The organism is Promicromonospora sp. NPDC019610 (genome assembly GCF_044389365.1).
Classification (GTDB): Bacteria; Actinomycetota; Actinomycetes; order Actinomycetales; family Cellulomonadaceae; genus Promicromonospora.
The window spans coordinates 1,583,993-1,609,405 of record NZ_JBIRXX010000002.1 but is presented as its reverse complement, the minus strand read 5'-3'; the positions used below and the strand labels follow the sequence as shown (position 1 = coordinate 1,609,405).

The following is a 25,413-nucleotide window of genomic DNA, read 5'->3' as shown; positions in this document are numbered from 1 at the left end:
GATGAGTAATGGGGCTTTCCGCAGTCGGACGGTGATGGAAACCGGAGGGAGTCCGCGATGAGCAAGGTGATCACGCACATGACGATGTCCCTGGACGGCTTCATCGCCGACCCGGACGACCGCATCGACGACCTCTTCGACTGGTACGCGGTCGGGCCGGTCAGCGTACCCAGCGCCAACGAGGGCGTCTCCCTGCTGGTCGACGAGGCCAGCGCGGGGATGCTGCGTGACCTCACCGAGGGCACGGGCGCGCTCGTGTCCGGCCGCCGCCTGTTCGACATCACCGACGGCTGGGGCGACAGCCATCCCGTGGGCGCCCCCGTCGTCGTGGTCACGCATCACGTCCCCGAGGACGCGGAGCGGTGGCCGCGCACCACGTTCGTCGGCGACGTCACCGAGGCCGTCGCCCGCGCCCGCGAGATCGCCGGTGACAAGGACGTCACGATCGCGAGCGCGAACGTGGCCCAGCAGGCGCTCGCGCTCGGCCTGGTGGACGACGTGTGCGTCAGCCTCGCCCCGGTGCTGCTCGGCAAGGGCATCCCGTACTTCGCGGACCTGGGCAAGCACCTCCTGCTGGACGACCCGGAGGTGGTCCAGGGCCACCGCGCGCTGCACCTGCGGTACGCGGTGCGCCGCTGACTTCGGTCCGTTGCCTTGAGATCGGTCGACCGACCGACCGATCTCAAGACAACTGACCGAAGTCGCTTCGGCAGGCGGTCAGAAGGTCCAGCGCTGCTCGGCGGCGCCGGAGCAGGTGCGGATCTCCAGCCGCTGGCCGTCGTGCAGGGGCGTGCCCCCGACCGCCGTCAGGCACTTGCCCGACTGCGGGTTCACGAGCGCCTGGCTGCCGGACTGGTAGGTCCAGCTCTGCGCGCCCGTGCCGTTGCACTCCCAGAGCTGCACGACGGCGCCGTCCGCCGAGCTGCCGGACGCCACGTCCATGCACCGGCCCAGCGCGCTGAGGGTCGAGCCGGACCGGGTCCAGGTCTGGGCGGTGTTGCCGGTGCAGTTCACGATCTGCAGAGGGTTGCCGTTGAACGAGTCGGCCCAGGGGACGTCCACGCACATGCCGTTGGACGCGTGCACCGCGCCCGTGCCGGACGGGAGCGGACCGCTGCCGCCGTCGCCCCCGCCGCCGTCCGACCCCGCGATGGGCGTCGCGGTGCCGGAGAAGGGATCGAGCTGGATGTAGGCGGCCGACGGGTTGCCGTCGTGCACCAGGGACTCCTGGGCGAGGACGTCGTCGAACGCGAAGCCGTACGCCTTGCCGTTGGCCATCTGCTGGTGGATGAACTTGGAGTAGTAGTCGGTCACGGAGGCCTCGTAGAACCCCGTGGTGCTGGTGCCGGGCTGGGTGGTGCGGGTCAGCAGGGTGGAGCGGTGGAAGCCGGCGCACAGGGTGCGGGCGATGGCGCCGATGTCGTTGTTCGGGGCGGCCAGGTCGTTGTAGCAGCCGAAGACCGAGTCGCTCGACGGCTTGCGGAACTCGGTCACGTAGGCGCCCGAGGCGTTGGTGAACCGCATGACGCCGTTCTGCACCCGGCCGGTGAACACCGCGGCGGGGTCGTACGAGTAGGGCGCCACGGTGAGGTTCTCGTTCGTGTACTTGGCCCACACCTGGTCCACGTACGACGAGAGGATGTTCGCGTCGATCTGCCCCGTCCCGATCGCGTGCCCGGGCGCGAGGACGCGCAGCAGCGACCCGTCCGGGGCGCGTTGGGCGAGGTTGCCCCAGCCGGGGGTGGCGGCCAGGGCGTTGACGACGTTCTGGTAGCCGTTCGGCTTGAGCATGCCGGTGCTGATCACCGAGCCGTCGGCCTTGCGCAGACCCGTCTGGTACGGGGCCGAGAGGAAGTCGACCTGGGTGCTGTTGATCCACAGGCCGGAGTCGTTGAGCGTGAACTCCGTCCAGCTGAACAGCTTGTTGCGGTTGGGGTCGCTGGGGTTCTGCACCGCGGGCTGGACCAGGCGGCCGTCGTTGACGACCTTGAAGCTGAGCTTGCTGCCGTACGAGAAGTAGACCCGGCCCGACATCTTGGGCAGCTGGATCGTCTTCGACTGCCCGTCGGCCGGGCCGGCGATCGAGGCGTCGGGCGCGTCGACGGGGGTGCCGCCCACGGTGGGCCAGGCGTGGAACGCGCCGGACGCGTCGGCCCAGCCGAGCCGGCCGGTGCCGGGGTCGCCCAGGACGTAGACGAACACCTGGTCGCCGCGCCCGGAGTCGTTGGTGATGGTCAGGGGGATCGTGGCGGGGACGGCCGCCGCCGGGGTGGGTTGCGCGACGACGAGTGTCGCCGCCGTGACCGCGAGCGCGCCGAACACGGCGAGCACGCTGCGGAGCGGGTGGAGTCTGAGCCTTCGTGCACGTGACGGGGTTCGTGACATGGGGAGATCTCCTCGTGTATCCGGGTAGCACGTCGTTGTACTTACTGGACTGTCAGGGAATCGGATATTAGTGAGGATCCCTGCCAATGTCACTAGTCGGGCGAAACATTCTCCTGCGAAAGATGGTCGGGAAGGCGGTCAGGGGCGCCGGTCCAGGATCGCCTGGGTGGCGTTGTCGAGGTTCTCGACGAGCTTGTGCACGCCGTCCAGCAGCGCGGCGACGCCGATGAGAAGGGCCGCGACGCCGACGATCACGGCGACGGTTCCCACGGCGCCGGCGCCGAGGGTGAGGAGGATCGGCCCGATGAGCAGCCCGGCCAGTCCCAGGGTGATCGTGCCGGCGGAGCGGTTGGCCGTGGTGGGGGAGTTGCGCACGTGCTCGTTCGCATCAGTCATGCGGCACATCGTGCTGCCCGGAAGGGCCGGTGACCAGGGAAGTGGATGATTCGGCGAGGGGCGATCGGCGTGCGAACAGGCGCCGGGCGACCGTATCCGTGCGCGATGCGCCTCGATCTGACCTGGTGAATGCGAGTCAGTAGCAACGGGGGCAAGCGAAAGGCCCTCCCGCTCAGCGTTTCCGCTGGCTGGAGGGCCTTTCTGCACGGTGGGCGATACTGGGATCGAACCAGTGACCTCTTCGGTGTGAACGAAGCGCGCTACCCCTGCGCCAATCGCCCGTGCTGCCTGCCCGGTAGGGCGTGCGTGGACGATATTAGCCTGGTTCGAGCGCGGATGCGAAATCCGAATCGCCGGGCCGCGTCAGGGGTCGGTGCGCTCGCGCATGTTCCGCTCGAACAGGTCGCGTGCGGCCGCCGACAGCTCGCCGATCTGCAGGTCGACGCCGTCGAGCCAGACCGTCGGCTGCACGTTGCGCACCGAGCCCGTCAGCAGCATCGTGGCCTCGCCGGAGGACACCCGGTCGAGCGCCGAGAACGGCAGCTCGCCGTCCTTGGCCTCGCGCACGGGCAGCCCGGCCTCGGCGCCCCACTCGAGCAACAGCTCGCGCGTGATGCCGGCCAGGCAACCCACGCTGAGCGGGGGCGTGACCAGCTCGCCGTCGAGCTCCAGGAACACGTTCGAGCCGGTGCCCTCGCACAGGTCGCCCGCGGTGTTCGCGAAGACCGACTCGTCGGCGCCCTTGCCGATCGCGTCGGCCAGCGCCACGACGTTCTCGGCGTACGACGTGGTCTTGAGGCCCGCTACGGCGCTGTTCTCGTTGCGGGTCCAGGGGGAGCGGGCCGCGCGCCCGGTGGGCACGACGACGGCCTCGGTCGCCGCGACCACGACCGTCTGCGGGGTGTCCGACCGGCCGGAGCCCAGCGGCCCGATGCCGTCGGTCACCGTGATCCGAAGCCGGCCGGCGTCGGGCGAGGCGGCGAGGACCGCGTCCACGCCGTCCCGCACCTTGCGCAGGTCCAGCGGCGCCATGCCCATGCCGGACGCCGACCGCTCCAGCCGCGCCAGGTGGCGCGTCAGCGCGAACGCCTGCCCGTTCAGGACGGCGCAGGTCTCGAAGACGCCGTCGCCGACCGTGATGCCGTGGTCCACCGCGCTGAGCGCGGCCTCGCCGGGCGCGACCATGCGCCCCTCTGTCCAGATGACCGTCATGCCGCCCAGTCTGTCACCGGCGCAGCGTCACGTGGGTCACCTCCGGTGTGTGCCGCACGCTCGTGGAGGAGAACTCGATGGGCGGCACGCCGTCGAACACGCGCGTGCCCGAGCCGAGGGTGAACGGCACCACGTGCAGGCGCAGCTCGTCGACGTGCCCCGCGGCGAGGTACTCGTTGAGCGTGGTGGCGCCGCCCGCGATCGAGATGTCGCGGTCCCCGGCGGCCTCCCGGGCCTGGGCGAGCGCGCTCTCGATGCCGTCCGTGACGAAGTGGAACGTGGTGCCGCCCTCCATCTTCACCGACTCGCGCGGGTGGTGGGTGAGCACGTAGACCGGCCCGTGGTACGGCGGGTCCTCGCCCCACCAGCCCGTCCAGTCGAGGTCCCACTCACCCCGGCCGGCCGTGAACATGTTGCGGCCCATGATGTACGCGCCCGCGCCGACGATGGCGTCCACCTCGGCCTGGTGCGCGTCGCCGTGCTCGAACATCCAGGTGTGCAGGCGCTCGCCCGCCAGCGGGCCGAACGGGTGCTCCAGGCTCTGGTCGTGGCCCGCGGAGTACCCGTCGAGCGAGACTGCCAGGTCTGCTTTCACGATTCCCATGCCCGTCCGACGACGGCGGCCGTCGGAACTCATCGGTGGCCGCCCCTCGTCGACGGAGGGCGGCTCAGTCCTCGCCGCGGTAGCTCCCGAAGCTCCACAGGTTGCCCTCCGGGTCGCGCACCACGCAGGACCGGCCACCGTAGTCCTGGTCGGCAGGCTCACGGAGGCCGGAACCCCCGGCGGCGAGCGCCGCGGCGTAGGTGCCGTCGACGTCGTCGGTCACCGCGTAGGCCGAGCCCGTCCCGGCCTGGTCGGGCCAGTTGGGGCGCGGCCGGTGCGTGCCGAGCATCACGCCGCCGCCCTCCGGCCAGGCCAGCTCGGCGTGCTGGACGACGGCGGCGTCGGCGTCGTCCCGGTAGACGGCGCGCTCGGTGAAGCCGACGGCCTTCAGCCAGGCCAGGCCTGCGTCGGCGTCGCGGTAGGACAGCGTCAACCACAGTCCGGTGCTCATCGTGATCCTCCTCGTTCGGGTGTCTCCCACGATGCCCGGGGCGGGTCGGCGACGTCTTGAACGAACGGGAACTCCTCGCGCAGCCAGGTGGTCGGGGTGCAGCCGCCCAGGGCCACCCACTCGCGCGTCAGGTGGGCGTGGTCGGCGTACCCGGTCGACGCGGCGACGTCGGCCAGACCCACGCGCCCCGACCGGGCGGCGACGACGAGCGCGCGGCGCGAGCGGGCGAGGCGGGCCACGCGCCGCAGGTCGCGGGGAGTGAGCCCGCACTCGGCGCGGACGAGGTCCTGCAGGCGACGGCGGCTCCAGCCCTGCTCGGCCGCGACGTCGCGGACCTGGCCGCCGCGCGCGATGCCGGCCAGCGCCCGCCCGACGTCGGCCCGCGGGCCTGGCTCCCCGGCCTGCGCGAGGCGCTCGACGAGGACGCGCACGACGGCCGCGCCGTCCGGCGCCGTACCGTCGGAGGACGTGGCGAGCAGCTCGGGCAGGTGCGCGAGGTGGGGCGCGACCTCGGACAGGTCCGTCAGCTCGCCGGCGAGCTCGCCCGCGGGCACGCCGAGCAGCGCCCGCGTTCCCCGCAGCGTGAGGGAGATGCTCAGGCCGCGCTGCCGGCCGTCGTGGTGGATGGCGGCGGGCCGGGTGTGCAGGCCGGACACGCACGACCAGGCCTGCCGCCGCGAGCCGTCGGACCCGGCCCACGAGACGTCGAGCGGATCGTCCAGCGGCAGCTCGAACGTCACGCCCGTGCCGGGCATGCCCCGGTGCACGCCGGGGGCTCCCAGGTCGAGGTCGTACGGGACGACGGCGGAGACGTAGGGAGCGAGGACCTCCGGGACCCCGGAGCCGGGGACGTGCGCCACGCCTCCACGGTAGACCGGGCCTCCGACAGCCGGCCGGCGGTGGCCAGCCGGACGACGGCGACCGGGAGCCCCTGTCGTCCGGCGGACGCCGAGCAGCTACGAGGACGCCAGCGCGACCAGCCGCTCCGCCTTCAGTTCGGTCTCGTGCCACTCCGCCGTCGGGTCCGAGCCCCAGGTGATCCCGGCGCCCGTGCCGAACCGCAGCACGCCGTCGGCCCACCAGAAGGTGCGGATGCCGACGGCAAGGGAGGCCCGGCCGCCGTCGACCCAGCCCACGGCCCCGCAGTACGGGCCGCGCGGGGCGGTCTCCAGCTCCCGGATGATCCGCAGCGCGCTGGACTTCGGGGCGCCCGAGACCGAGCCGGGCGGGAAGGTGCCGACCAGCAGCCGGCGCCACAGCGTGCCGGGGCGGACGACGTCGTCGGCCAGGACGCCGCGCACCCGCGAGACCAGGTGCACCAGGCCCGGGTGCTCCTCGACGGCGAGCAGCGAGGTGACCTCGACCGTGCCCGGGCGGCAGACCGTCTGCAGGTCGTTGCGCACCAGGTCGGTGATCATCACGTTCTCGGCGCGGTCCTTGTCCGTGAGGCCCTCGGGGGTGCGGGCGGTGCCCTTGATCGGGCCGGACTCCACGACGGGCCCGTCCGGGCCGTCGGCCAGCGACAGGTACAGCTCGGGCGACGCGCTCACGACCCACACCGGGTCCAGCCCGCTCGCGGCGGGGACGTGGACGGCGGCCGCGTGCGGGGCCGGGTTGCCCGCCGCGAGGCGGGCGGCGAGCGCCCGCGCGTCGGGCTCGGCGCGCGTAGTGCCGCCGCCGTCCTGAGCGGGGAGGGGCGCGGACAGCACCCGGCAGATGTTGGCCTGGTAGACCTCGCCCTCCCGCACGTACTCGCGCACCCGGGCGACCGCAGCCTCGTAGGCGGCCTGGTCCATCGAGGTGGTCCACGTGTCGGACGCCGGTCCGTGCCACGCGCCGGCGGGCTCCGTGCCGGCGTCGCGCACCTGGGCGAAGCGCCACGCGCGTGCCCGGCCCTCGAAGTCGGCGACGACGAACCAGGTGCCGGTCTCCAGTCGTTCCGGGTGTTCGTGCACGTCCACGCACTCGACGGCGCCTGTGGCGACGCGTCCGGCGAAGCTCGCCCAGCCGGTGGCCCCCGTCACGTCGGCCAGGGCCGCCGGGGCGCCTGGGCGGGACGGAACCGGTGGGATCGTGCGGTTTGCGGGCGAATGGGCGGGGCGCGGTGACACGGGACAACCGTACGGCGGCGCGCGCGATTGGACGGTTCGCCCTCCGTTCGATTAATGTTCAGAACGCCGGAACACCGGGGGAAACCCCAGGATGCCCGGCTTCGCGGATGTAGCTCAGTGGTAGAGCATCACCTTGCCAAGGTGAGGGTCGCGGGTTCAAGTCCCGTCATCCGCTCGGAAAGTCGCTCTCGTGATTCTTCGGCTGAAGAGAGCAGCCGTCGGCTGCGGTCTGGCCGAGCGGTGGGTTGGCCGAGAGGCGAGGCAGCGGCCTGCAAAGCCGTACACACGGGTTCGAATCCCGTACCCACCTCGCAGCACGACGGGCGATTGGCGCAGCGGTAGCGCGCTTCCCTGACACGGAAGAGGTCACTGGTTCGATCCCAGTATCGCCCACGCGTAGAAGAGGCCCCCGTGGCCGGCGGTGACGCCGCCCGGGGGCCTCTCGCATGTGCGGGTCCTAGCCGGCGCCACCCCGCCGCCCCCTCCACCGCGCGAAGCCCGCGGCCTGTCCCTCGTGGATGGCGCCCACCCACTCCCAGCCGGGCTCGATCCCGCCGATGCGCGGGTCGTCCGGCGTGCGGCCGTCCCGCAGGGCGTGCAGGTAGGCGCGGTCCAGGTCGATCCGCGCGTGCACCTGGTCGGCCCCCGCGACGGCGGACCCGTGGCCCGGGACCAGCACCTCGACGTCGTCCGCGACGCCCTCCAGCGCCCGCAGGCCGGCGAGGTACTCCTCGACCGGGTCGCTCGTGTCGGTGAAGTCGCCGAGCATCGGCACGAACACGTCGGACAGCATGTCGCCGGCGGCCAGGACGCCGGACTCCTCGACGAGCAGCGCCGCATGGCCGGGGGAGTGCGCCGGGTGCTCGATGACCCGGACCGCGGGACCGTCCCACGGGATCTGCGCGGTGCCGGCGGGCAGCCCGGTGACGAGGCCGAAGAGGTCCAGCGGGACGTCGTCGGCGATCTCCGGCGGGAGGCCCTCGGTGACACGCGCCCGCCAGTCCGCGGCCGACCGGAGTGCCTGCAGGTCGGCCGCGCAGCGGGCCGTGCCGTAGCGCGGGGCCTCGCCGAGCTCCGGGTGCCAGAGCACGTGGTCCCAGTCGGGGTGCGTCGAGAAGCCCGCGGCCACCGGCAGAGCGAGCGAGTTCAGGTCGTTCGCGAGGCAGGCCATCTCAGCCCCCGTGATCCCGGCGTCGACCACCAGCACGCCGTCCCGGCCCCGCACGACCACGGAGTTGTTCCGGAGCAGCTCGCTCCGGTGGACCAGGACGCCGTCCGCCACTTCCGTCAGCATGTCTTGTCCACTTCCGCGTCCGGCCTCAGCTGCCGGTCCCGGGCGGCCCGTCGAGCACGGTGGGCACGTAGTCCAGCAGCTGCAGGCGGCCGTCGAACGTGCGGTGCTCGACCAGCTCCATCGCCACGTCCGGGTACCCGTCGAAGATCCGTTCCTTCCCGCTGGCGCCCGTGACCACCGGGAACACGACCACCCGGTAGCGGTCCACCAGGCCGGCGAGCAGCAGCGACCGGCACAGGCTGAGGCTGCCGAGCGTGCGCAGGGGGCGGTCGGAGGTCTCCTTGAGCTTGCGCACCGCCTCGACGGCGTCGCCGGTGACGAGCTCGGTGTTGGCCCAGGTCAGCGGCGTCGCCAGGGTCGAGGAGAACACCACCTTGGGCATGTCGGCGAGCGGGTCCTCGGGGACGTCCGCCATCAGCGTGGTCATCACGCGGTACGTCGTCGCGCCCATCAGGGTGGTGTGCTGGTTCTCGGCGTCCTCCCCGAGGAAGGCGAGGTACTCCGGGCCCTCCAGGCCCCAGAACCCCGGCCAGCCCTCCGCGGCCGCGTAACCGTCGAGCGAGATGATGAAGTCCACCATGAGGCTCTGCATCGGTCTCTCCTTCGCGTTCGATGTCGTGTCCTGACGACCCGACACGGGGGAGAAACTCATCGACGGACCGCGGCGCGGTGACCGCTGGCGTCGCGAAGACGCCCCGAGAGGGTTAAATTTGCCGGGAAGTGATACGCAGTATCTTGGTGGGTCGGCGCTCGATGCCCACCACCAGGATGACGCGGTCGGCCCTCTCCCGCGGTGCCTGTGGTGGGAGGAAGCGCTGTACCGCAGACACAAGTGCACGGAGAGCTCGCCGGCGGGATCGGGGACCACCCCGACCGGCCCCGCGGACCTCGACGTACTCGGCGGCATTCTCACGGGTGAGGATCGCGAGGCTCATCGGCGGATCGCGCTGCGGATACCTGCAGCGCCTCGCTGGTGGTCGGTGCGGCTCATGGCCGGTGTGGCGGACGGGTCGGCACCCGTCCCCGGGGGTGGGCTCGCCGCTCACCGGCCTCCACACACCGAGAGGTCGTCATGAACTTACATCCCCCAGCATCTCGCCCTGTTGCCGCGGCGCGGGTCCCGCTCACCGTCCTGGCCGCGGCGGTCGGGCTCCTGACCTCGGTCACGGTCGGACCCGCCAGCGCGACGGGTTCCGACGAGCCGACCGACACCGAGCTGGCCGAGGTGAACGAGGCTGTCGAGGAGAGCGGCGTCGACGGCATCGCCTGGCATACCGACGGGGTCAACGACGAGGTGGTCGTCACCGCCGACTCCACGGTCTCCCTCGCCGAGCAGAACCGGATCCGCTGGGCCGCCCGCGAGGACCTGGACGCACTGAAGATCGAGCGGGTGAGCGGAGCCTTCGAACCCTTGCGGGCGATGTACCCCGGTGACGCGGTCTACGGTCGCGGGGTGCGCTGCACCATGGGCTTCAACGTCCGCAAGGGCGGCAAGTACTACTTCCTCACCGCGGGGCACTGCGGCAAGCTGGTGCCGGTCTGGCACGCGAGGTCGTCCCAGGGCAAGGTGATCGGTCGGACCGTCATCTCGCCGTACCCGAACAAGGACTACGCACTCGTCAGGTATGACAGCAGATGGCGGGACCGGCCCGGCGGCTACCGCTGGGCGAAGCCCCGGGTCGGGGAGGCGGTCACCCGGGACGGTTCCACGACCGGTACCCATTCCGGCCGGATCACCGCGCTCGGCGTCACCGTCCGTTACGTGGGTGGGACCACCGTGCGGGGTCTGGTTCAGGCCGACATCTGTGCGGAGCCCGGCGATTCGGGCGGCCCGCTCTACCGGGGTTCCAAGGCGTTCGGTCTCACGTCCGGCGGAGCGGGCGCCTGCCCCGCCCGGGGCATCACCTTCTACCAGCCCGTCGGCAAGATCCTCCGGGCCCACGGGCTCAGTCTCTACTGACGTCCCGTCCCGTGCCGGGACGCGAGGCCCCGGACGCGACGTCCGGGGCCTCGCGTGCTGCTCGACCCGCGGCTCGGGCTACTGCGTCGTGTAGTGCTCGATGCTCATCACCAGGATCACGCGGTCGGCGCTGTCCGCGGGCGGCTGCTGCGCGGCGTTGCCGTAGCGCTTGCCCAGGTGCACGTAGAACTCGCCGGTCGGGTCGGGGACCACCTCGACGAGCTTGCCGCGCACCTCGATGTAGTTGAAGGCGTTCTCGTCGTTGAGGATCGCGAGGCTCATCGACGGGTTGTGCTGCAGGTTGCGGTACTTGGCGCGGTACGTGGTGTGCGTGAAGCGCAGCGTCTCGCCGTCGAAGTCGAACCACATCGGGTTCACCTGGACGGTGTCGTCGGGGCGGATCGTGCCGAGGAACGCGTAGTTCGGCTCCTCGAGCAGGTGCATCAGGTGGGCGGGGATGATGTCGGAAGCACTCATGCCGCCGAACATAGCCCGCCCGCGCAAGCGCTGCCGCGGGTGAAACCACCTCGAAAGAGGTGGTTTTCGTTTCCTGCCGGTTACATCTGCTTTGAGGTCTTGTGGGCGAAATGTGCCACACGTCACACTCGGGGTCAGTGAGACGGCGCGGGCGGCGATCCGTCCTCGCCGAGCAGGGCCCGCCGCCAGCGGGTCCATCACCCCAGGAGGATGCAATGACGTTCATTCGCACCGCTCTCCGCCCCGGTCCCGCTCGGCGGGCCCGACTGATCGCACTCACCGCCGGGCTCGGCCTCGCGGTGTCCGGCCTGGCCGGACCGGCGGCCTCGGCCGCACCCGACAAGCCCACGGCCGCCGAGCTCGCGACGGTGAACGCCGCCGTCGGGACGGCGGACGTGGACGGCGTCGCCTGGTACACGGACGCGACCACCGGGAAGGTCGTGGTCACCGCGGACTCGACGGTCACCGCGGCCGAGCTGAGCACGCTCCGCAAGGCGGCCGGTTCCGAGGCGGACGCCCTGACCATCAAGCGCGCGCCCGGCACCTTCAAACCGCTGCTGGGCTCGGGGGACGCCATCTACGGCTCGGGGTACCGCTGCTCGGTGGGCTTCAACGTCCGCAGCGGCAGCCAGTACTACCTGATCACCGCCGGGCACTGCGGCAACGCGGTCCCCACCTGGTACACCAACTCGGCGCAGACCACCCTGGTGGGCGCCACCGTCGGCTCCAGCTTCCCCGGCAACGACTACGCGATCGTGCGGTACGACAACACGTCGCTGAGCCACCCCGGCGGCTACACGGCGGGCAACGCCTTCGTGGGCCAGAGCGTCACGCGCGACGGTTCCACGACCGGTGTGCACTCCGGCACGGTCACCGCGCTGAACGTGTCGGTCCGGTACGCGGAGGGTGTCGTGCGGGGCATGATCCAGACCACCGTCTGCGCCGAGCCCGGCGACTCCGGCGGCGCGCTGTACAGCGGGTCCACCGCACTGGGCATCACGTCCGGTGGCAGCGGCAACTGCTCCACGGGCGGCACCACGTTCTTCCAGCCCGTCACCGAGGCACTCAGCGCGTACGGGGTGTCCATCTACTGACGGGTGCCCCTGACCTGCTCGGGCGGCGTCGCCGGACCATTCCGGCGGCGCCGCACGGGCGCCATCCGTGCGCCGTTCGGCGGCGCGGGACCCCGCGCAGGTGGCGCGGGGATTTCGATTGGACCGGCACGCCGTTTGTGAACTACTCTTCCGGAGCGTCACCACGCCGGGACCGAAGGGTCCAGGATGGTCATAGCGCGGATGTAGCTCAGTGGTAGAGCATCACCTTGCCAAGGTGAGGGTCGCGGGTTCAAGTCCCGTCATCCGCTCGATACCCGCTTTGGTGGGGAGCACGGTGGGTTGGCCGAGAGGCGAGGCAGCGGCCTGCAAAGCCGTACACACGGGTTCGAATCCCGTACCCACCTCGGGCGATTGGCGCAGCGGTAGCGCGCTTCCCTGACACGGAAGAGGTCACTGGTTCGATCCCAGTATCGCCCACCAGCACGACGAGGCCCCCTGGCCTGCGGAGACGCAGACCAGGGGGCCTTTCGCGCGTCCAGTGCCGGGGAACTGGCGCCATACATCGGATCTCTCGGCGCGGGCAGTGTCTGAATCGCCCCGTCTGCTCGACATCCCGGGCGAGCGCGGTGAGGAAACATCAGGTGTTTGGTTGACACCGCTCGGGCACGTTGCTTGAATGCTCGCGAGCACCGCCCGGCGTCCACGATGGCGCAGGGGACGACGACGACGTCGATGTTCCGGAGGCCGATGATGACCTGCCGCTCGATCCCACTGCTGATGCGCCGCCCCGCTCGACCCGCCATGGCGGCCGCACTGGCGCTGCTGCTCGCCGCCCCGATGTCCGCGGCCGCAGCGGAGGCCGCCCCGAGGAACACGACCGCCCCCGCGGCCACGACAGCACCGGAGGACACGACAGCACCGGAGGACACGACCGCCCCCGCGGACACGACAGCACCGGAGGACACGACCGTGCGGGACGACCGACCGCGCCTCGACGGGGCGCCCGACACGATCTGGTTCGACGAGCCGCTGTCGACCGCCGGCGACCACCAGCGCAACTGGGAGCAGCGCGCGCTGCCGATCGGCAACGGTGCCCTGGGCGCCGTCGTCTACGGGGGCGTCACCGACGAGAAGCTCCAGCTCAACGAGAAGAGCCTCTGGACCGGGGGGCCCGGCGCGCAGGGCGGCTACGACCACGGCAACTGGACCGACGGCCGCGGGCCCGGGACGATCGACGAGGCCCGGCAGCTCATCGCGCAGTCGCCGACCGGCGGCGTCGCCCCCGAGACGATGGCGGACCTGCTGGGCAAGCCGAAGCTCAACTTCGGCTCGTACCAGACCTTCGGTGACCTCGACCTCACCATGACGGGTATCGGGGAGGCGAGCGACTACCGCCGGCAGCTCGACATCGGCGACTCGGTGGTGACCACGTCGTTCACCGCCGATGGCGTCGGCTACACCCGCGAGTACTTCGCCTCCGCGGCCGACGACGTCGTCGTCGTGCGGCTGACGGCGGACCAGCGCGGCCGGATCGGGTTCGACGCGCGGCTCGACCTCCCGTCCGGGCGGACGGCGGTGACACAGACGGCCGAGGGCGGGCGGCTCACGACGGCGGGGCGGCTGGCGAACAACGGGCTGCGCTTCGAGTCGCAGCTGCAGGTGCTGAACAGCGGCGGGTCGGTGACCGCCGGCGACGGGACCATCGGCGTCCGGGGCGCGACCTCCGTCACGCTCGTGCTCGGCGCCGCCACCGACTTCGCGATGGACCACGCGGCCGGCTACCGCAGCGGCGTCGACCCCCACGGGCAGGTCACCCGGGCGGTGGACGCGGCGTCCGGCCGCGGGTTCAAGGCGCTCCTGAAGCGTCACCAGAGCGACTACCGCGGCCTCTTCGACCGGGTGGAGCTCGACCTGGGCGCCCGGCTCCCCGACATCCCCACCGACGAGCTGCTGGCGGAGTACCGGTCGACCATCGACGCCGAGAGCGCCCGCGCGCTCGAGGAGCTGTACTTCCAGTACGGCCGCTACCTGCTGGTCTCGTCCTCGCGCGGCGGCTCGCTGCCCGCCAACCTGCAGGGCGTCTGGAACCGGGTGAACAACCCGCCGTGGGACGCCGACTACCACGTGAACATCAACCTGCAGATGAACTACTGGCCGGCCGAGACCACCAACCTCTCCGAGACCACGCAGCCGTTCTTCGACTACGTGGACTCGATGGTCGCCCCGGGAACGGTGACGGCGAGCCAGATGTACGGGGCGCGCGGCTGGGTCGTGGGGAACGAGACGAACCCCTACGGGTTCACCGGGTTCCACCAGTACCCGCAGTCGTTCTGGCAGCCGGACGCCGCGGCGTGGCTGGCGCAGCACTACTGGCAGCACTACCTCTTCACCGGGGACGAGCAGTTCCTGCGGGAGCGCGCCTACCCGATGCTCAAGGCGGTCTCGGAGTTCTGGATCGACTTCCTCGTGCGCGACACGGACGGCACCTACGTGGTCACGCCGAGCTACTCGCCCGAGCAGGGCGACTTCACGGTCGGGGCGTCGATCTCGCAGCAGATCGTCACCGAGCTCCTGACCTCGGCCGCGGCCGCCGCCGAGCTCACCGGCGAGGACGACGCCGCCTACCTCGCCGACCTCGACGAGAAGCTGCGGGGCATCTACCCGGGCCTCGCGATCGGGTCGTGGGGGCAGCTCAAGGAGTGGAAGGTCGAGCAGGCGCTCGACAACCCGTCGAACCAGCACCGGCACGTCTCCCACCTCTACGCGCTCTTCCCCGGGACGGCCGTCTCACCCGCCGCGACGCCGGAGCTCGCAGAGGCCGCCCGCACCACGCTGGAGGGGCGCGGCGACGGCGGGACCGGGTGGTCGAAGGCGTGGAAGATCAACTTCTGGGCGCGCCTGCTCGACGGCGACCGCGCGCACAAGCTGCTCTCCGAGCAGCTCAAGGGCTCGACGCTCGACAACCTGTGGGACGACCACCCGCCGTTCCAGATCGACGGCAACTTCGGCGCGACGTCCGGCGTCGCGGAGATGCTGCTGCAGAGCCAGGCCGGACGGATCGACGTGCTGCCCGCGCTGCCGACGGCCTGGCCGGACGGCTCGTACTCGGGGCTGAAGGCCCGGGGCGACGTCGAGGTCGGCGCGACGTGGGCGGAGGGATCGGTCCGGCGGATCGAGGTCCGCCCCGCGAACGACGGCGAGCTGCGGATCGGGAACCAGATCTTCCAGCCGGGCCTGTTCACGCTGACCGACCACAGGGGGCGGCCCGTCGCGTCGACGGTCGAGGACGGCGTCGTGGTCTTCCAGGCGCAGGCCGGGAAGCGGTACGTGGCGAAGGCCACGGCGGCGCTGTCGGTCACGGCGCCCGCGACGGCGACGTCGGGCGACGAGATCCCGGTCACCGTGCGCGCCGAGGCGATCGGTGCCGAGCCGGTCGAGGACGCGGTCGTGCGGGTCACCGTCCCGGACGACACGGCGCCCGGCTACCCGCAGTGGTCGGCCGAGCCGGCGGAGCTGACGTTCGGCACGATCCGGCCCGGCGAGAGCGTCGAGCGGACCGTCACCGTCACCGTCGGCGCGGGCAGCGCCGCGGGGCAGTCGCCGGTCACCGCGACGCTGACCGCGGGCGACGTCACGCTCCGCCGCACGGCGGTGGTGGGCGTGCGCCCACCGACGCCGTGCCCGGTACCCGACCGGGACGGCGCGCTCGTCGCCTGGGACCTCGGCGGTGACGCCGGCGGCGACGCGTCCGGCAACGGCCGCGACTGGCGTGTCGAGGGCACGCTCGGCGTGCTCGCCGACGGGCCGACCGCCGCCGCCCAGCAGCTTGCGACGACGGGCTACGTCACGAGCGTCGACCCCTTCCCGCTCGGGTACCTCGAGGAGTCGACCTTCGCCGGCGAGTTCAGGATCGACAGCGGTCAGTCGGGCCATCGCCGCCTGTTCGACCACCGGTCGGCGAGCAGCGACTCCGACGGCATCATGATCGACACGACGCCGTCGAACAACGTCCGCGTCATCACGGCGGGCACGGGGACGACGACGAACGCCGTGGTCCCGACGGACCGCTGGTTCGAGCTGGTCGTGACCGTCTCGACCACCGGCCTGATCACGGTGTACGTCGACGGCACGCAGGCGGCCACCGCCACGATCGGCGGCTACGAGGCGGCGAACGCGTGCACGTCGCGCACCCTGCACGTCGGCGCGAACCGGGACGGCGGCGAGCGGCAGTCCGGCGGCGCCGACCGGCTGGCGATCTTCGGCCGGGCGCTGACGGCGGACGAGGCGGGCCGGTGGCAGGAGCTGGCCTTCCCCGGGAGCTAGGGGGAGCCCGGCCGGGGAGCTACGCCCGCACCAGCCGGGTGCGCAGCGCCCGCACGTGGCCCGGGGTGAGCCCGCCCCGGGCCAGGTACGCCTCGACGCCGCCGTGCGCCGTGGTCAGGTGCTCCAGCGCGCCGAGGATGACGTCCCGGGCGGGCGGGACCCGGCGCTCGGCGGGCCGGTCGTAACCAGGCTCGGCCTCCCGCTCGACGTACCGGGACGCGAGCCGCTCGTTGGTGACCTCGTAGTCGGCGGCGAGGGCGTCGACGTCCGCCCCGGCGAGCGTGAGCGCGAGCGCGACGACCAGGCCCGTGCGGTCCTTGCCCGCGGCGCAGTGGACCAGCACGGGCCCCTCGGGTGCGTCCGCGATCGCCGCGACGGCGCGCGCGAACAGCTCCGGACGCCGGTCCAGCATGCCCTGGTACAGGTGCACCCACGGCCCCTCCTCGGGGTCGCCGGGGCCCTGCACGGGAAGGTGCAGGGTGGCCCGGCCGGCCAGCCGGCTCGGCCACTGCTCGAGCTCCTCCGGCCGGCGCAGGTCGATGACCCGCGCCAGCCCGTAGGCCGTGGCGGCGGTGACGCCGACGTCGGTCAGGTAGCTGGGGCACTCGGAGCGCACCAGCGCGCGCTCGCGGATCGTGCCGCCGCCCGTGAGCGGAAGCCCGCCCAGGTCACGGACGTTCAGGCAGCCCGGCCAGTCCAGGTGGAGCGGTGTGTAGTCCGTCACGCCCGGAGGCTAGCGCTCCGGGTCCTCCTCGCGCAGTGAAAACCTGCCCTTGCGCATCTCGACGGCGATCTGCTCGGCGTCCAGCAGGTCCAGGGCGGTGCCGAGCTGGGCCGAGTCGTAGGTGCCGGCGGAGCGCGCGGCGAGCAGCTCCTCGCGCTGGGCCGCGATCGTCGCGAGCCGCAGCTCCCGGTACTGGATGAAGCGGTCCTTGGTGAGCACGGCGTCCTCGTCCTGCGACTCGTGCTCCCGGTAGGTGTCCTTGCGCACGCGGGCGACCACGCCGGCGTCGTACGGCGTGCCGTCCGGGCGCTGAGGGTCCGCCAGGAAGTCGCGTGCCGCCTGCTCCGTCTCGCGCCGCAGGGCGGGCAGGTCGCTCGCCGTGTCCTGCCCGACCAGGCCGAGCCGCCGCGCCAGCCAGGGCAGGGTGCTGCCCTGCACCAGGAGCGTGCCGAACGCGACGCCGAAGGCGACCAGGATGAGGAACGACCGGTGCGGGGTGCCGTCAGGCCCGCCGGGCAGCGTCTGCGCAGCCGCGAGCGTCACCACGCCGCGCATGCCCGCCCAGACGAGCAGCGTGCCCTCGCGCCAGCCGAGCGGCCGGGCGAGGTCGTAGTCGATGTCGGCGGTCCTCCGCCGCAGCGTGCCCTGGATCCGCTCCAGACGCTCGGCGGTCGAGCGGCGGCCCTTGCGCCGCCCCGTGGCCTGGTCCGGTTCGGTGGGGGTGGGCGGGGTCGCGGCCGCGCGCTGGTCGATCCGGTCCTGGAACGCGGTGAGGGTCTCGCGCACGGCCTCGCCGCGCCGCGCCCGGCGTGCCTGGATGCCGATCAGCGGCGTGACGAACGCGGCGCGCACCACGAGGATCGCGACGGCGGCGATCGCGGCGACCCCGAAGGCCTGCCAGACGGACCCGGTGCCGGCCTCGACGTCCTCGATGAGCGCGAACAGCTCGATGCCCATGATGAGGAACACGGCGCCCTCGAGCAGCAGCTCGACGGTGTGCCAGTTGGAGCGTTCCGCGATCCGGTCCTGCGGGCGCAGGTAGCGCGGCGAGCCGTTGCCGGTCACGAGGCCCGCCGCGACGACGGCCACCAGGCCGGACGCGCCGAGCTCCTCGGCCGGGATGTAGGCGACGAACGGGACCACGAACGACATGGCGGTGCTCAGGGCGGCGTGGCCGAGCCGGCGGCGTACCCGCAGGCCGAGCCAGCCGACGGGCACGCCGATCGCCACGGCCACCAGGGCGGCGTAGGCGAAGTCGCCCACGACGCCCCACAGGCTGACCGAGGCCGCGGTGGCCGCGATCGCGGACCGCAGCAGCACGAGGGCGGACGCGTCGTTGAGCAGGGACTCGCCCTCCAGCATGGTGACGCTGCGCGGGGACGCCCCGAGCCGTTTCACGATCGACGTCGCCACGGCGTCGGTCGGGCTCACGATCGCGCCCAGCGCGATGGCCGTGGCGAGGTCGATACCGGGGATCAGCCAGCGGAAGAGCAGGCCGAGCAGCACGGAGCTGATCACCACGAGCGTGACGGACAGGCCGCCGATGGCCGTGAAGTCCCGCCGGAAGTCCATCGACGGCAGCCCGACCGCCGCCGAGTAGAGCAGCGGGGGCAGCACGCCGCCGAGGATCACCTCGGGGGGAATCTCGACCGCCGGCACCCACGGCAGCAGGCTGACGCCCGCGCCCAGCACCACCAGGACCAGCGGGGCCGCGACGCCCGCCCTGGGCGCGAGCGAGGTGACGGCGATGATCAGGATGGCGGCGACGACTGCGACGATCAGGTACTCCACAGGCTGACGTTACGAGACGGCGGCGTCCCACGCCGACTTTTTCGGCCCTGCGAGATACCAGGTGAGGCCGTGTTACCGCGCGCGCGAGGCCCGCTGCGACTAGGTTCGGGGTGCCGGCGGGACCCCGTCGTGCGCAGGGGGCGCACCTGGTGTGCCAGTGTCGAAGAGGAGTCGAACCATGGGGCTTTTTGACAAGGCCAAGGAGTTCGTGACCGACCCGGACAACGTCGCCAAGGCGAAGGAGCAGCTCACCGACGAGAACGTCGACGCCGCCACCGACAAGCTCAAGGAGATCGCGCCCGACAAGGCCGACGGCGCGATCGACTCGCTGGGTGAGAAGGCCAAGGACTTCCGCGACAGCTGATCCGCCGTCCCGCTCGCGGTGAGCCCGCGGGCACGGGACCGGCACTGTATCGGTACGATCGAGGGGCACCGTCCGTGCGGGCGGCGCCCCTCGATCCATTTCGTCTTCCGTTCCCCAAGGAGCACTCCTGTGTCCGACGTCGCATCGCCGCCCAGCCCCACCGACCTCGCCGCCGGCGAGACCCCGGCGCAGAACTCCACGGAGGCGACGACGACCACGGCCACGACCACCGGCGTCGAGCTGTACGGCGACCGCCGCGACGTGGTCGTCGTGCGCGTGGACGGCGAGCTGTGGGACCTCGACCGCGAGATCCCGGCCGGCCACAAGGTCGAGCCGGTGACCATCGGCGAGCCCGACGGCCTCGCCGTGCTGCGGCACAGCGCCGCGCACGTGCTGGCGCAGGCCGTGCAGCAGGTCAACCCGGACGCGAAGCTGGGCATCGGCCCGCCCGTCACCGACGGCTTCTACTACGACTTCGACGTCGAGACGCCGTTCACGCCCGAGGACCTCAAGGCCCTCGACAAGACGATGGCCCGCATCATCAAGGAGGGCCAGACCTTCCGCCGCCGCGTCGTCACCGAGGACGAGGCGCGCGCGGAGCTGGCGAACGAGCCGTACAAGCTGGAGCTGATCGGGCTCAAGGGCGGCGCGGCCGACGGCGACAGCACTGCCAACGAGAACGGCGAGGCCGTCGAGGTGGGTGGCGGCGAGCTGACCATCTACGACAACGTGCGCGGCGCCGGCCGCGAGAGCGAGACCGTGGTCTGGAAGGACCTGTGCCGCGGCCCGCACCTGCCGAACACCCGCCTGATCGGCAACGGCGTGCAGCTCATGCGCAGCGCCGCCGCCTACTGGCGCGGCAGCGAGAAGAACCCGATGCTCCAGCGTGTCTACGGCACGGCGTGGCCGTCCAAGGACGAGCTGAAGGCGTACCTGGAGCGCCTGGCCGAGGCCGAGCGCCGCGACCACCGCCGCATCGGCGCCGAGATGGACCTGTTCAGCTTCTCCGACGAGGTGGGCTCGGGCCTGCCGCTGTTCCACCCCAAGGGCGGTGTGATCAAGCGGGTCATGGAGGACTACGTCCGCCAGCGCCACATCGAGGAGGGCTTCTCCTACGTCGGCACCCCGCACATCACCAAGGACGGGCTGTTCCACACCTCGGGCCACCTGCCGTACTACGCGGACACGATGTTCCCGGAGATGGACCTCGAGGGGTCCAAGTACCGGCTCAAGGCCATGAACTGCCCCATGCACAACCTGATCTTCGCCTCGCGCGGGCGCTCCTACCGTGAGCTGCCGCTGCGCCTGTTCGAGTTCGGGTCGGTGTACCGGTACGAGAAGTCCGGCGTGGTGCAGGGCCTGACGCGCGTGCGCGGCCTGACCCAGGACGACTCGCACTCCTACGTGACGCCCGAGCAGGCGCCCGGCGAGGTCAAGCACCTGCTCGACTTCATGCTCAGCGTGCTGCGCGACTTCGGCCTGGACGACTTCTACCTGGAGCTGTCCACGCGCGACGACTCCAAGCCCGACAAGTTCGTGGGCTCCGACGAGGACTGGGCCGCCGCCACCGAGATCCTGGAGCGGGTGGGCCGCGAGACCGGCCTGGAGCTCGTGGCCGACCCGGGCGGCGCCGCGTTCTACGGCCCCAAGATCTCCGTGCAGGCGAAGGACGCCATCGGCCGCACCTGGCAGATGGGCACCGTGCAGTACGACTTCAACCAGCCCAAGGGCTTCGGGCTGGAGTACACCGCCGCGGACGGCACCCGCCAGCAGCCGGTCATGATCCACTCGGCCAAGTTCGGCTCCATCGAGCGGTTCATGGGCGTGCTCATCGAGCACTACGCGGGCCAGTTCCCGGCCTGGCTCGCGCCCGTCCAGGTGCTCGCCGTGCCCGTGGCCGACGCGTTCGACGACTACCTCAAGGACGTCGTCGCCCAGCTCCGCGCCCGGGGCATCCGCGCCGAGCTCGACCTGTCCGACGACCGGTTCGGCAAGAAGATCCGGAACGCGTCCAAGGAGAAGGTCCCGTTCGTGCTCATCGCGGGCGGGGAGGACGTCGAGGCGGGCGCCGTGTCGTTCCGCTTCCGCGACGGCACCCAGGAGAACGGGGTGCCGGTCGCCGAGGCGATCGAGCGGATCGTGAAGGCGGTCGACGACCGCGTGCAGGTCTGACCGGCCCGAAGGTCGTCCTCGGATGAACAGCGAGCCCCTTCCCGAGTCGCCGACGGCGTTCGGTCCCTCCGACGACGGCCTGCAGCGGCTCTGGACGCCGCACCGCATGGTCTACATCGGCGGGCAGGACAAGCCGGCCGACGGGACCACCCAGCAGTGCCCGTTCTGCCGCATCCCGGCGGGCGACGACGAGCAGGGCCTCGTCGTCGCCCGCGGGGAACGGTGCTACGTGGTGCTGAACCTGTATCCGTACAACTCGGGGCACATGATGGTGCTCCCGTACCGGCACGTCTCGGACTACACGGACCTCACCGAGGCCGAGACGGTCGAGCTGGCCCGGATGACTCAGCAGGCCATGCGCGTGTCGCGCGCCGTCCACGCGCCCGCAGGCTTCAATCTTGGTATCAACCAGGGCGAGGTCGCCGGTGCGGGCATCGCGGCGCACCTGCACCAGCACGTCGTACCGCGCTGGCTGGGCGACGCCAACTTCCTGCCCGTCGTGGGCCAGACCAAGGCGTTGCCCGAGCTGCTGGCGGACACCCGTCGTCGGCTCGCGGAGGCCTGGGAGACCGCGGGGGGCGGAGAGGAGAACTGATGTTACGGGGCCTGCGCTCCTTCATGACCACGCTGTTCACCCCGTTGGCGCGCCTGCTGCTGGCCCTGCGGGTCTCGCCGGACGCGGTGACGATCGCCGGCACCGTCGTGGTCACCGCGGTGGCCCTGACGCTGTTCCCCACGGGGCACACGCTCGTGGGCGGGCTCCTGATCGGCTTCTTCGTCCTCTTCGACTCGCTCGACGGGGTCATGGCGCGCCAGGCCGGGCGCTCGGGCCCGTGGGGCGCGTTCCTCGACTCCACGCTCGACCGCGTGTCCGACGGCGCGGTGTTCGCCGGCATCACCCTCTGGTTCGTGCTGCACCCTGCCGAGCACCACGGTCTGTGGGGCACGGCGGCCGCGCTGGCCTGCCTGGTGCTCGGCAGCGTCGTCCCCTACGCCCGCGCCCGCGCCGAGAGCGTCGGGGCAACCGCCCAGGTCGGCATCGCCGAGCGTGCCGACCGGCTCCTGCTGGCGCTGGTCCCGTTCACCTTCCTGCAGGTGGGCCTGCCCGTCGTCGTGCTGGAGGTCGTGCTCACCCTGCTGGCGCTCGCGAGCCTGGTGACCGTCTTCCAGCGCATCGCCACCGTGCGGGCGCAGCTTTCCCGACAGGGACTGGAGCAGCGCGACGGACCGCTGGCCGGGCAGGGCGCCTGATGGACGTCGCGGCGGCCTACACGTTCGCGTGGCGCAACGCCACGAAGATCCCCGAGCCCGTGCTGCGGGCCGTGTTCACCGCGGTCGCCGACGTCACCTGGCTGCGGCGCGGCAAGAGCGTGCGGCGCATGGAGAGCAACTACGCGCGGGTGCGGCCCGACCTGGACGCCGCCGCGGTCCGCCGGCTGTCCCGCGTCGGCATGCGCAGCTACATGCGCTACTTCCGGGAGGCGTTCACCCTCCAGGGCGTCACCTCCGAGAAGCTCCGGGCGCGCGTGCGCCTGGAGGGCTACGACGAGCACGTGCGGCCCGTGATCGCCGACGGCGGCGCGGTCTCGCTCGCCCTCGGCCACCTGGGCAACTGGGACCTGGCCGGCGCCTACGCCTCCCAGAACCTCGCGGGCGTGCTCACCGTCGCCGAGCGGCTCAAGCCCGACGAGCTGTTCGAGGAGTTCGTGCGGTTCCGCGGCTCCCTCGGCATCGACGTGCTGGCCCTCGGCAACGGCGACGTGCTGGGCGCCCTGGTGCGCGGCGCCAAGCAGGGCGGCCGGCTCATCCCGCTGCTCAGCGACCGCGACCTCACCTCGACCGGCATCGAGGTCGACCTCGCCGGGCACCGCGCCCGCGTGGCCGCCGGCCCGGCCCTCCTGGGCCTGGAGGCAGGTGTCCCCGTGCACGCCGTCGGCATCACCTACGAGCGGCTGCGGGGCGACCGCCGCCGGGCCGCCGGCACGCCGTGGGGCATCGTCATCCACTTCTACCCGCCCCTGCCCGTGCCCGACGTCGGGCTGCCGCGTGCCGAGCAGGCGCGGATCCTCACGCAGGGCTGGGTCGACCAGCTCACCGGGACGATCGTGGAGCACACCCACGACTGGCACATGCTCCAGCGCGTGTTCGTCGCCGACCTGGGCCCGGCGCGGCAGCGGGCGGCAGGGCGGGCGGCACAGCGGTCCGTGCCCCCGCCCGACCTGACCCCCGCGCCGGACGAGTCCGTGCCCGACCCGGCCCCCGCGCGGGACAACGGATGAGAGGCGCGCGGCGGCGCGGCCACCGCGCCCTGCGGGTCGGCATCGTCTGCCCCTACTCGTTCGACGCCCCCGGCGGCGTCCAGTTCCACGTGCGCGACCTCGCCGAGGCGCTGCAGGCCGCGGGCCACCAGGTCTCGGTGCTGGCCCCCTCCAGCGACGACACCGAGCTGCCCGACGTCGTCACGGCCGCCGGCCGCGCCGTCCCCGTGCCGTACAACGGGTCGGTCGCGCGCCTGACCTTCGGGCCCCTGACCGCGACGCGGGTGCGCCGCTGGCTGGAGGGCGGCATCGGCGGCAGCCCGTTCGACATCGTCCACCTGCACGAGCCGATGGTCCCGTCCCTGTCGATGCTCGCCCTGTGGCAGGCCACCGAGCCGGTGGTCGCCACCTTCCACACCTCCCAGGTGCGCTCGCGGGCGCTGCAGGTCGCCTACCCGCTGGTGCGGCAGTCGCTGGAGAAGATCGCGGCCCGGATCGCCGTGTCCGAGGACGCGCGCCGCACCCTCGTGGACCACCTGGGCGGCGACGCCGTCGTCATCCCGAACGGGGTGTACACGCAGGTGTTCGCGAGCAGCGGCCGGCGGCCGGAGTGGACGGGCACACCCGACGCGCCGACCATCGCCTTCCTCGGCCGGCTGGACGAGCCGCGTAAGGGGCTGAGCGTGCTGGTGCAGGCGGTCCCCGCGATCCTGGACCGGGTGCCCGGCGCGCGGTTCCTCGTGGCCGGGCGTGGCAACGGGATCGTCGCCGAGACGCGGGAGGCGCTGGGGGAGCGGGCGTCGTCCGTCGAGTTCCTCGGCGCGGTGTCCGACGCCGAGAAGGCGGCGCTGCTGGCGTCCGCCGACCTGTACGTGGCCCCGCAGACCGGTGGCGAGAGCTTCGGCATCGTGCTGGTGGAGGCGATGAGCGCCGGCTCGGTCGTGGTGGCCAGCGACCTGGGCGCCTTCCAGCGCGTCCTGGACGACGGCGCCGCGGGCGCGCTGTTCCGCACCGGCGACCCCGCCGACCTGGCCGCGACCGTGCTGGACCTGATCGCCGACCCGGCGCGGCGCGACGCGTACCGCGCCCACGCGGCGCAGTGGGTCCAGCGGTTCGACTGGTCCGGCGTGACCGAGCAGGTCCTGGCCGTCTACGAGATGACGCTCGACGCCGACCACGCCATCGCCGGCGACGCCGTGGGCCGCATCATGGGGCTGTTCCCGCGCCGGGTCGGGGGTGACGCGTGACCTGGTCGGAGATCGCGCTGATCGCCCTGGCGGCCGTCGTCGTCGGCCTGATCTTCGCCTGGCAGGGCGCCTCCCGGCTCGACCGGCTGCACCGCAAGGTCGCGGCGTCGCGCATCGCCCTGGACGCGCAGCTCGTGCGGCGGGCCTCGGCGGCGGTGGAGCTGGCGGCGTCGGGCGCCCTCGACCCGGCCAGCTCGGTGCTGGTGGCCGACGCCGCGTACACGGCGTCCGACGCCGGACCGGTCACCTCGCCCGCCGCCGCGCTGAAGATGGACGGGCTGGACTCGGCGCGCGAACGGGCCGAGTCGGGGCTCACGGCGACGCTCCGGGAGGCGTTCGGCTCGCCCGAGGCGGTGCGGGAGCTGCGGGCCGGCCCGGCCGGCGAGGTCGTGGCCGGCCTGGCGTCCGCCTGGTACCGGGTGACGCTGGCCCGGCGCTTCCACAACGAGGCCGTGGCGCAGGCCCGGCGGGTGCGCAGGCTCTGGTACGTGCGCCTGTTCCACCTGGCGGGCCGCGCGCCGATGCCGCGCACCGTCGAGCTCGACGACGCCCTGCCGCCCGGGCTGGAGCCGGCCGCCGGGTGACCGCT

The 25,413-nt window shown here is 72.5% G+C and carries 23 protein-coding genes and 7 tRNA genes; 17 read left to right on the top strand and 13 right to left on the bottom strand.

What is annotated here, in order from left to right:
* Nucleotides 1-57: 57 nt before the first annotated feature.
* Nucleotides 58-639, top strand: a complete 582-nt coding sequence (locus ACH45N_RS18870) for a dihydrofolate reductase family protein (protein ID WP_397396591.1) — start codon at nucleotides 58-60, stop codon at nucleotides 637-639.
* Between the two features lie 78 nt (nucleotides 640-717).
* Here ACH45N_RS18870 and ACH45N_RS18865 read toward each other — a convergent pair whose 3' ends face one another.
* The 8 genes from ACH45N_RS18865 to ACH45N_RS18830 all read right to left on the bottom strand — a co-directional run bounded on the left by ACH45N_RS18865 (nucleotide 718) and on the right by ACH45N_RS18830 (nucleotide 7,072).
* The gene (locus tag ACH45N_RS18865) at nucleotides 718-2,331 is read right to left on the bottom strand and encodes a beta-1,3-glucanase family protein (RefSeq protein WP_397396589.1); all 1,614 of its coding nucleotides are present in this window, start codon (nucleotides 2,329-2,331) and stop codon (nucleotides 718-720) included.
* Between the two features lie 192 nt (nucleotides 2,332-2,523).
* Nucleotides 2,524-2,781 carry a hypothetical protein gene (locus tag ACH45N_RS18860; protein WP_397396587.1) on the bottom strand — a complete coding sequence of 86 codons (258 nt, stop codon included), beginning with the start codon at nucleotides 2,779-2,781 and terminating at the stop codon, nucleotides 2,524-2,526.
* A 209-nt stretch (nucleotides 2,782-2,990) separates the two neighbouring features.
* Nucleotides 2,991-3,062, bottom strand: a tRNA-Val gene (locus tag ACH45N_RS18855).
* 82 nt (nucleotides 3,063-3,144) lie between these two features.
* Nucleotides 3,145-3,993 carry an aminotransferase class IV gene (locus tag ACH45N_RS18850; RefSeq protein ID WP_397396585.1) on the bottom strand — a complete coding sequence of 283 codons (849 nt, stop codon included), beginning with the start codon at nucleotides 3,991-3,993 and terminating at the stop codon, nucleotides 3,145-3,147.
* A gap of 13 nt (nucleotides 3,994-4,006) precedes the next feature.
* Complete coding sequence (locus tag ACH45N_RS18845) at nucleotides 4,007-4,597, bottom strand: dihydrofolate reductase family protein (protein ID WP_397396583.1); 591 nt, start codon at nucleotides 4,595-4,597, stop codon at nucleotides 4,007-4,009.
* Between the two features lie 64 nt (nucleotides 4,598-4,661).
* Nucleotides 4,662-5,048 carry a VOC family protein gene (locus ACH45N_RS18840; protein WP_397396581.1) on the bottom strand — a complete coding sequence of 129 codons (387 nt, stop codon included), beginning with the start codon at nucleotides 5,046-5,048 and terminating at the stop codon, nucleotides 4,662-4,664.
* Entirely contained in the window at nucleotides 5,045-5,908 is an 864-nt protein-coding gene (locus ACH45N_RS18835) for a helix-turn-helix domain-containing protein (RefSeq protein ID WP_397396579.1), read from the bottom strand. The genes ACH45N_RS18840 and ACH45N_RS18835 overlap by 4 nt, the downstream gene beginning before the upstream one ends.
* Before the next feature lie 96 nt (nucleotides 5,909-6,004).
* A complete protein-coding gene (locus tag ACH45N_RS18830; RefSeq protein WP_397396577.1) occupies nucleotides 6,005-7,072 on the bottom strand; it encodes a chorismate-binding protein in 1,068 nt (355 codons plus the stop codon).
* Nucleotides 7,073-7,262: 190 nt separating this feature from the next.
* Here ACH45N_RS18830 and ACH45N_RS18825 point away from each other — a divergent pair.
* The 3 genes from ACH45N_RS18825 (at nucleotide 7,263) to ACH45N_RS18815 (ending at nucleotide 7,552) form a co-directional block, all read left to right on the top strand.
* A tRNA-Gly gene (locus ACH45N_RS18825) sits at nucleotides 7,263-7,334 on the top strand.
* 64 nt (nucleotides 7,335-7,398) lie between these two features.
* Nucleotides 7,399-7,469 (top strand) — tRNA-Cys (locus tag ACH45N_RS18820).
* A gap of 11 nt (nucleotides 7,470-7,480) precedes the next feature.
* A tRNA-Val gene (locus ACH45N_RS18815) sits at nucleotides 7,481-7,552 on the top strand.
* 64 nt (nucleotides 7,553-7,616) lie between these two features.
* Here the strand turns inward: ACH45N_RS18815 and ACH45N_RS18810 are convergent.
* Nucleotides 7,617-8,453 (bottom strand): MBL fold metallo-hydrolase, encoded by an 837-nt coding sequence (locus tag ACH45N_RS18810; RefSeq protein WP_397396575.1) that lies wholly within the window; start codon nucleotides 8,451-8,453, stop codon nucleotides 7,617-7,619.
* 25 nt (nucleotides 8,454-8,478) lie between these two features.
* Nucleotides 8,479-9,045, bottom strand: coding sequence for a dihydrofolate reductase family protein (locus ACH45N_RS18805; RefSeq protein WP_397396573.1), 567 nt, complete (start codon nucleotides 9,043-9,045; stop codon nucleotides 8,479-8,481).
* A 480-nt stretch (nucleotides 9,046-9,525) separates the two neighbouring features.
* Here ACH45N_RS18805 and ACH45N_RS18800 point away from each other — a divergent pair, with 480 nt between their 5' ends.
* Entirely contained in the window at nucleotides 9,526-10,413 is an 888-nt protein-coding gene (locus ACH45N_RS18800) for a S1 family peptidase (RefSeq protein WP_397396571.1), read from the top strand.
* A gap of 78 nt (nucleotides 10,414-10,491) precedes the next feature.
* On the opposite strand, the gene ACH45N_RS18795 is transcribed toward ACH45N_RS18800, so the two are convergent.
* Entirely contained in the window at nucleotides 10,492-10,890 is a 399-nt protein-coding gene (locus ACH45N_RS18795) for a PPOX class F420-dependent oxidoreductase (protein ID WP_397396569.1), read from the bottom strand.
* Nucleotides 10,891-11,105: 215 nt separating this feature from the next.
* On the opposite strand from ACH45N_RS18795, the gene ACH45N_RS18790 reads away from it, so the two are divergent.
* The 5 genes from ACH45N_RS18790 (at nucleotide 11,106) to ACH45N_RS18770 (ending at nucleotide 16,268) form a co-directional block, all read left to right on the top strand.
* Nucleotides 11,106-11,984, top strand: a complete 879-nt coding sequence (locus tag ACH45N_RS18790) for a S1 family peptidase (RefSeq protein ID WP_397396567.1) — start codon at nucleotides 11,106-11,108, stop codon at nucleotides 11,982-11,984.
* A gap of 197 nt (nucleotides 11,985-12,181) precedes the next feature.
* Nucleotides 12,182-12,253: transfer RNA gene (locus tag ACH45N_RS18785), tRNA-Gly, on the top strand.
* Nucleotides 12,254-12,278: 25 nt separating this feature from the next.
* Nucleotides 12,279-12,349: transfer RNA gene (locus ACH45N_RS18780), tRNA-Cys, on the top strand.
* Nucleotide 12,350: 1 nt separating this feature from the next.
* Nucleotides 12,351-12,425: transfer RNA gene (locus ACH45N_RS18775), tRNA-Val, on the top strand.
* Nucleotides 12,426-12,746: 321 nt separating this feature from the next.
* Nucleotides 12,747-16,268: a glycosyl hydrolase family 95 catalytic domain-containing protein gene (locus tag ACH45N_RS18770; protein ID WP_397396565.1), complete on the top strand. Its 3,522-nt coding sequence runs from the start codon at nucleotides 12,747-12,749 to the stop codon at nucleotides 16,266-16,268.
* A 19-nt stretch (nucleotides 16,269-16,287) separates the two neighbouring features.
* Here ACH45N_RS18770 and ACH45N_RS18765 read toward each other — a convergent pair whose 3' ends face one another.
* Nucleotides 16,288-16,992, bottom strand: a complete 705-nt coding sequence (locus tag ACH45N_RS18765; RefSeq protein WP_397396563.1) for a tyrosine-protein phosphatase — start codon at nucleotides 16,990-16,992, stop codon at nucleotides 16,288-16,290.
* Between the two features lie 9 nt (nucleotides 16,993-17,001).
* Nucleotides 17,002-18,783, bottom strand: a complete 1,782-nt coding sequence (locus ACH45N_RS18760) for a cation:proton antiporter (RefSeq protein WP_397396561.1) — start codon at nucleotides 18,781-18,783, stop codon at nucleotides 17,002-17,004.
* Nucleotides 18,784-18,961: 178 nt separating this feature from the next.
* Between ACH45N_RS18760 and ACH45N_RS18755 the strand changes: the two genes are divergently transcribed.
* From ACH45N_RS18755 to ACH45N_RS18725, 7 genes are all read left to right on the top strand, one after another.
* Nucleotides 18,962-19,147: a hypothetical protein gene (locus ACH45N_RS18755; protein WP_397396559.1), complete on the top strand. Its 186-nt coding sequence runs from the start codon at nucleotides 18,962-18,964 to the stop codon at nucleotides 19,145-19,147.
* Nucleotides 19,148-19,276: 129 nt separating this feature from the next.
* Entirely contained in the window at nucleotides 19,277-21,319 is a 2,043-nt protein-coding gene (gene thrS, locus ACH45N_RS18750; RefSeq protein WP_397396557.1) for a threonine--tRNA ligase, read from the top strand.
* Between the two features lie 22 nt (nucleotides 21,320-21,341).
* Nucleotides 21,342-21,914 carry an HIT family protein gene (locus tag ACH45N_RS18745; protein WP_397396555.1) on the top strand — a complete coding sequence of 191 codons (573 nt, stop codon included), beginning with the start codon at nucleotides 21,342-21,344 and terminating at the stop codon, nucleotides 21,912-21,914.
* Nucleotides 21,914-22,570 carry a phosphatidylinositol phosphate synthase gene (gene pgsA / locus ACH45N_RS18740; protein ID WP_397396553.1) on the top strand — a complete coding sequence of 219 codons (657 nt, stop codon included), beginning with the start codon at nucleotides 21,914-21,916 and terminating at the stop codon, nucleotides 22,568-22,570. The genes ACH45N_RS18745 and pgsA overlap by 1 nt, the downstream gene beginning before the upstream one ends.
* Nucleotides 22,570-23,598, top strand: coding sequence for a phosphatidylinositol mannoside acyltransferase (locus ACH45N_RS18735; protein WP_397396551.1), 1,029 nt, complete (start codon nucleotides 22,570-22,572; stop codon nucleotides 23,596-23,598). Before pgsA ends, ACH45N_RS18735 begins: the two co-directional genes overlap by 1 nt.
* A 29-nt stretch (nucleotides 23,599-23,627) precedes the next feature.
* Nucleotides 23,628-24,824, top strand: a complete 1,197-nt coding sequence (locus ACH45N_RS18730) for a glycosyltransferase family 4 protein (protein WP_397397518.1) — start codon at nucleotides 23,628-23,630, stop codon at nucleotides 24,822-24,824.
* Nucleotides 24,821-25,408, top strand: a complete 588-nt coding sequence (locus ACH45N_RS18725) for a hypothetical protein (protein ID WP_397396549.1) — start codon at nucleotides 24,821-24,823, stop codon at nucleotides 25,406-25,408. Before ACH45N_RS18730 ends, ACH45N_RS18725 begins: the two co-directional genes overlap by 4 nt.
* Nucleotides 25,409-25,413: the final 5 nt, after the last annotated feature.

Excerpts from the sequence above, each read along its gene's own strand:
- ACH45N_RS18870 (WP_397396591.1), top strand. The coding sequence starts at position 58 with ATGAGCAAGGTGATCACGCACATGACGATGTCCCTGGACGGCTTCATC.
- ACH45N_RS18860 (WP_397396587.1), bottom strand. The coding sequence starts at position 2,781 with ATGACTGATGCGAACGAGCACGTGCGCAACTCCCCCACCACGGCCAAC.
- ACH45N_RS18850 (WP_397396585.1), bottom strand. The coding sequence starts at position 3,993 with ATGACGGTCATCTGGACAGAGGGGCGCATGGTCGCGCCCGGCGAGGCC.
- ACH45N_RS18845 (WP_397396583.1), bottom strand. The coding sequence starts at position 4,597 with ATGGGAATCGTGAAAGCAGACCTGGCAGTCTCGCTCGACGGGTACTCC.
- ACH45N_RS18840 (WP_397396581.1), bottom strand. The coding sequence starts at position 5,048 with ATGAGCACCGGACTGTGGTTGACGCTGTCCTACCGCGACGCCGACGCA.
- ACH45N_RS18810 (WP_397396575.1), bottom strand. The coding sequence starts at position 8,453 with ATGCTGACGGAAGTGGCGGACGGCGTCCTGGTCCACCGGAGCGAGCTG.
- ACH45N_RS18805 (WP_397396573.1), bottom strand. The coding sequence starts at position 9,045 with ATGCAGAGCCTCATGGTGGACTTCATCATCTCGCTCGACGGTTACGCG.
- ACH45N_RS18800 (WP_397396571.1), top strand. The coding sequence starts at position 9,526 with ATGAACTTACATCCCCCAGCATCTCGCCCTGTTGCCGCGGCGCGGGTC.
- ACH45N_RS18795 (WP_397396569.1), bottom strand. The coding sequence starts at position 10,890 with ATGAGTGCTTCCGACATCATCCCCGCCCACCTGATGCACCTGCTCGAG.
- ACH45N_RS18790 (WP_397396567.1), top strand. The coding sequence starts at position 11,106 with ATGACGTTCATTCGCACCGCTCTCCGCCCCGGTCCCGCTCGGCGGGCC.
- ACH45N_RS18770 (WP_397396565.1), top strand. The coding sequence starts at position 12,747 with ATGGCGGCCGCACTGGCGCTGCTGCTCGCCGCCCCGATGTCCGCGGCC.
- ACH45N_RS18755 (WP_397396559.1), top strand. The coding sequence starts at position 18,962 with ATGGGGCTTTTTGACAAGGCCAAGGAGTTCGTGACCGACCCGGACAAC.
- ACH45N_RS18745 (WP_397396555.1), top strand. The coding sequence starts at position 21,342 with ATGAACAGCGAGCCCCTTCCCGAGTCGCCGACGGCGTTCGGTCCCTCC.
- pgsA (WP_397396553.1), top strand. The coding sequence starts at position 21,914 with ATGTTACGGGGCCTGCGCTCCTTCATGACCACGCTGTTCACCCCGTTG.
- ACH45N_RS18735 (WP_397396551.1), top strand. The coding sequence starts at position 22,570 with ATGGACGTCGCGGCGGCCTACACGTTCGCGTGGCGCAACGCCACGAAG.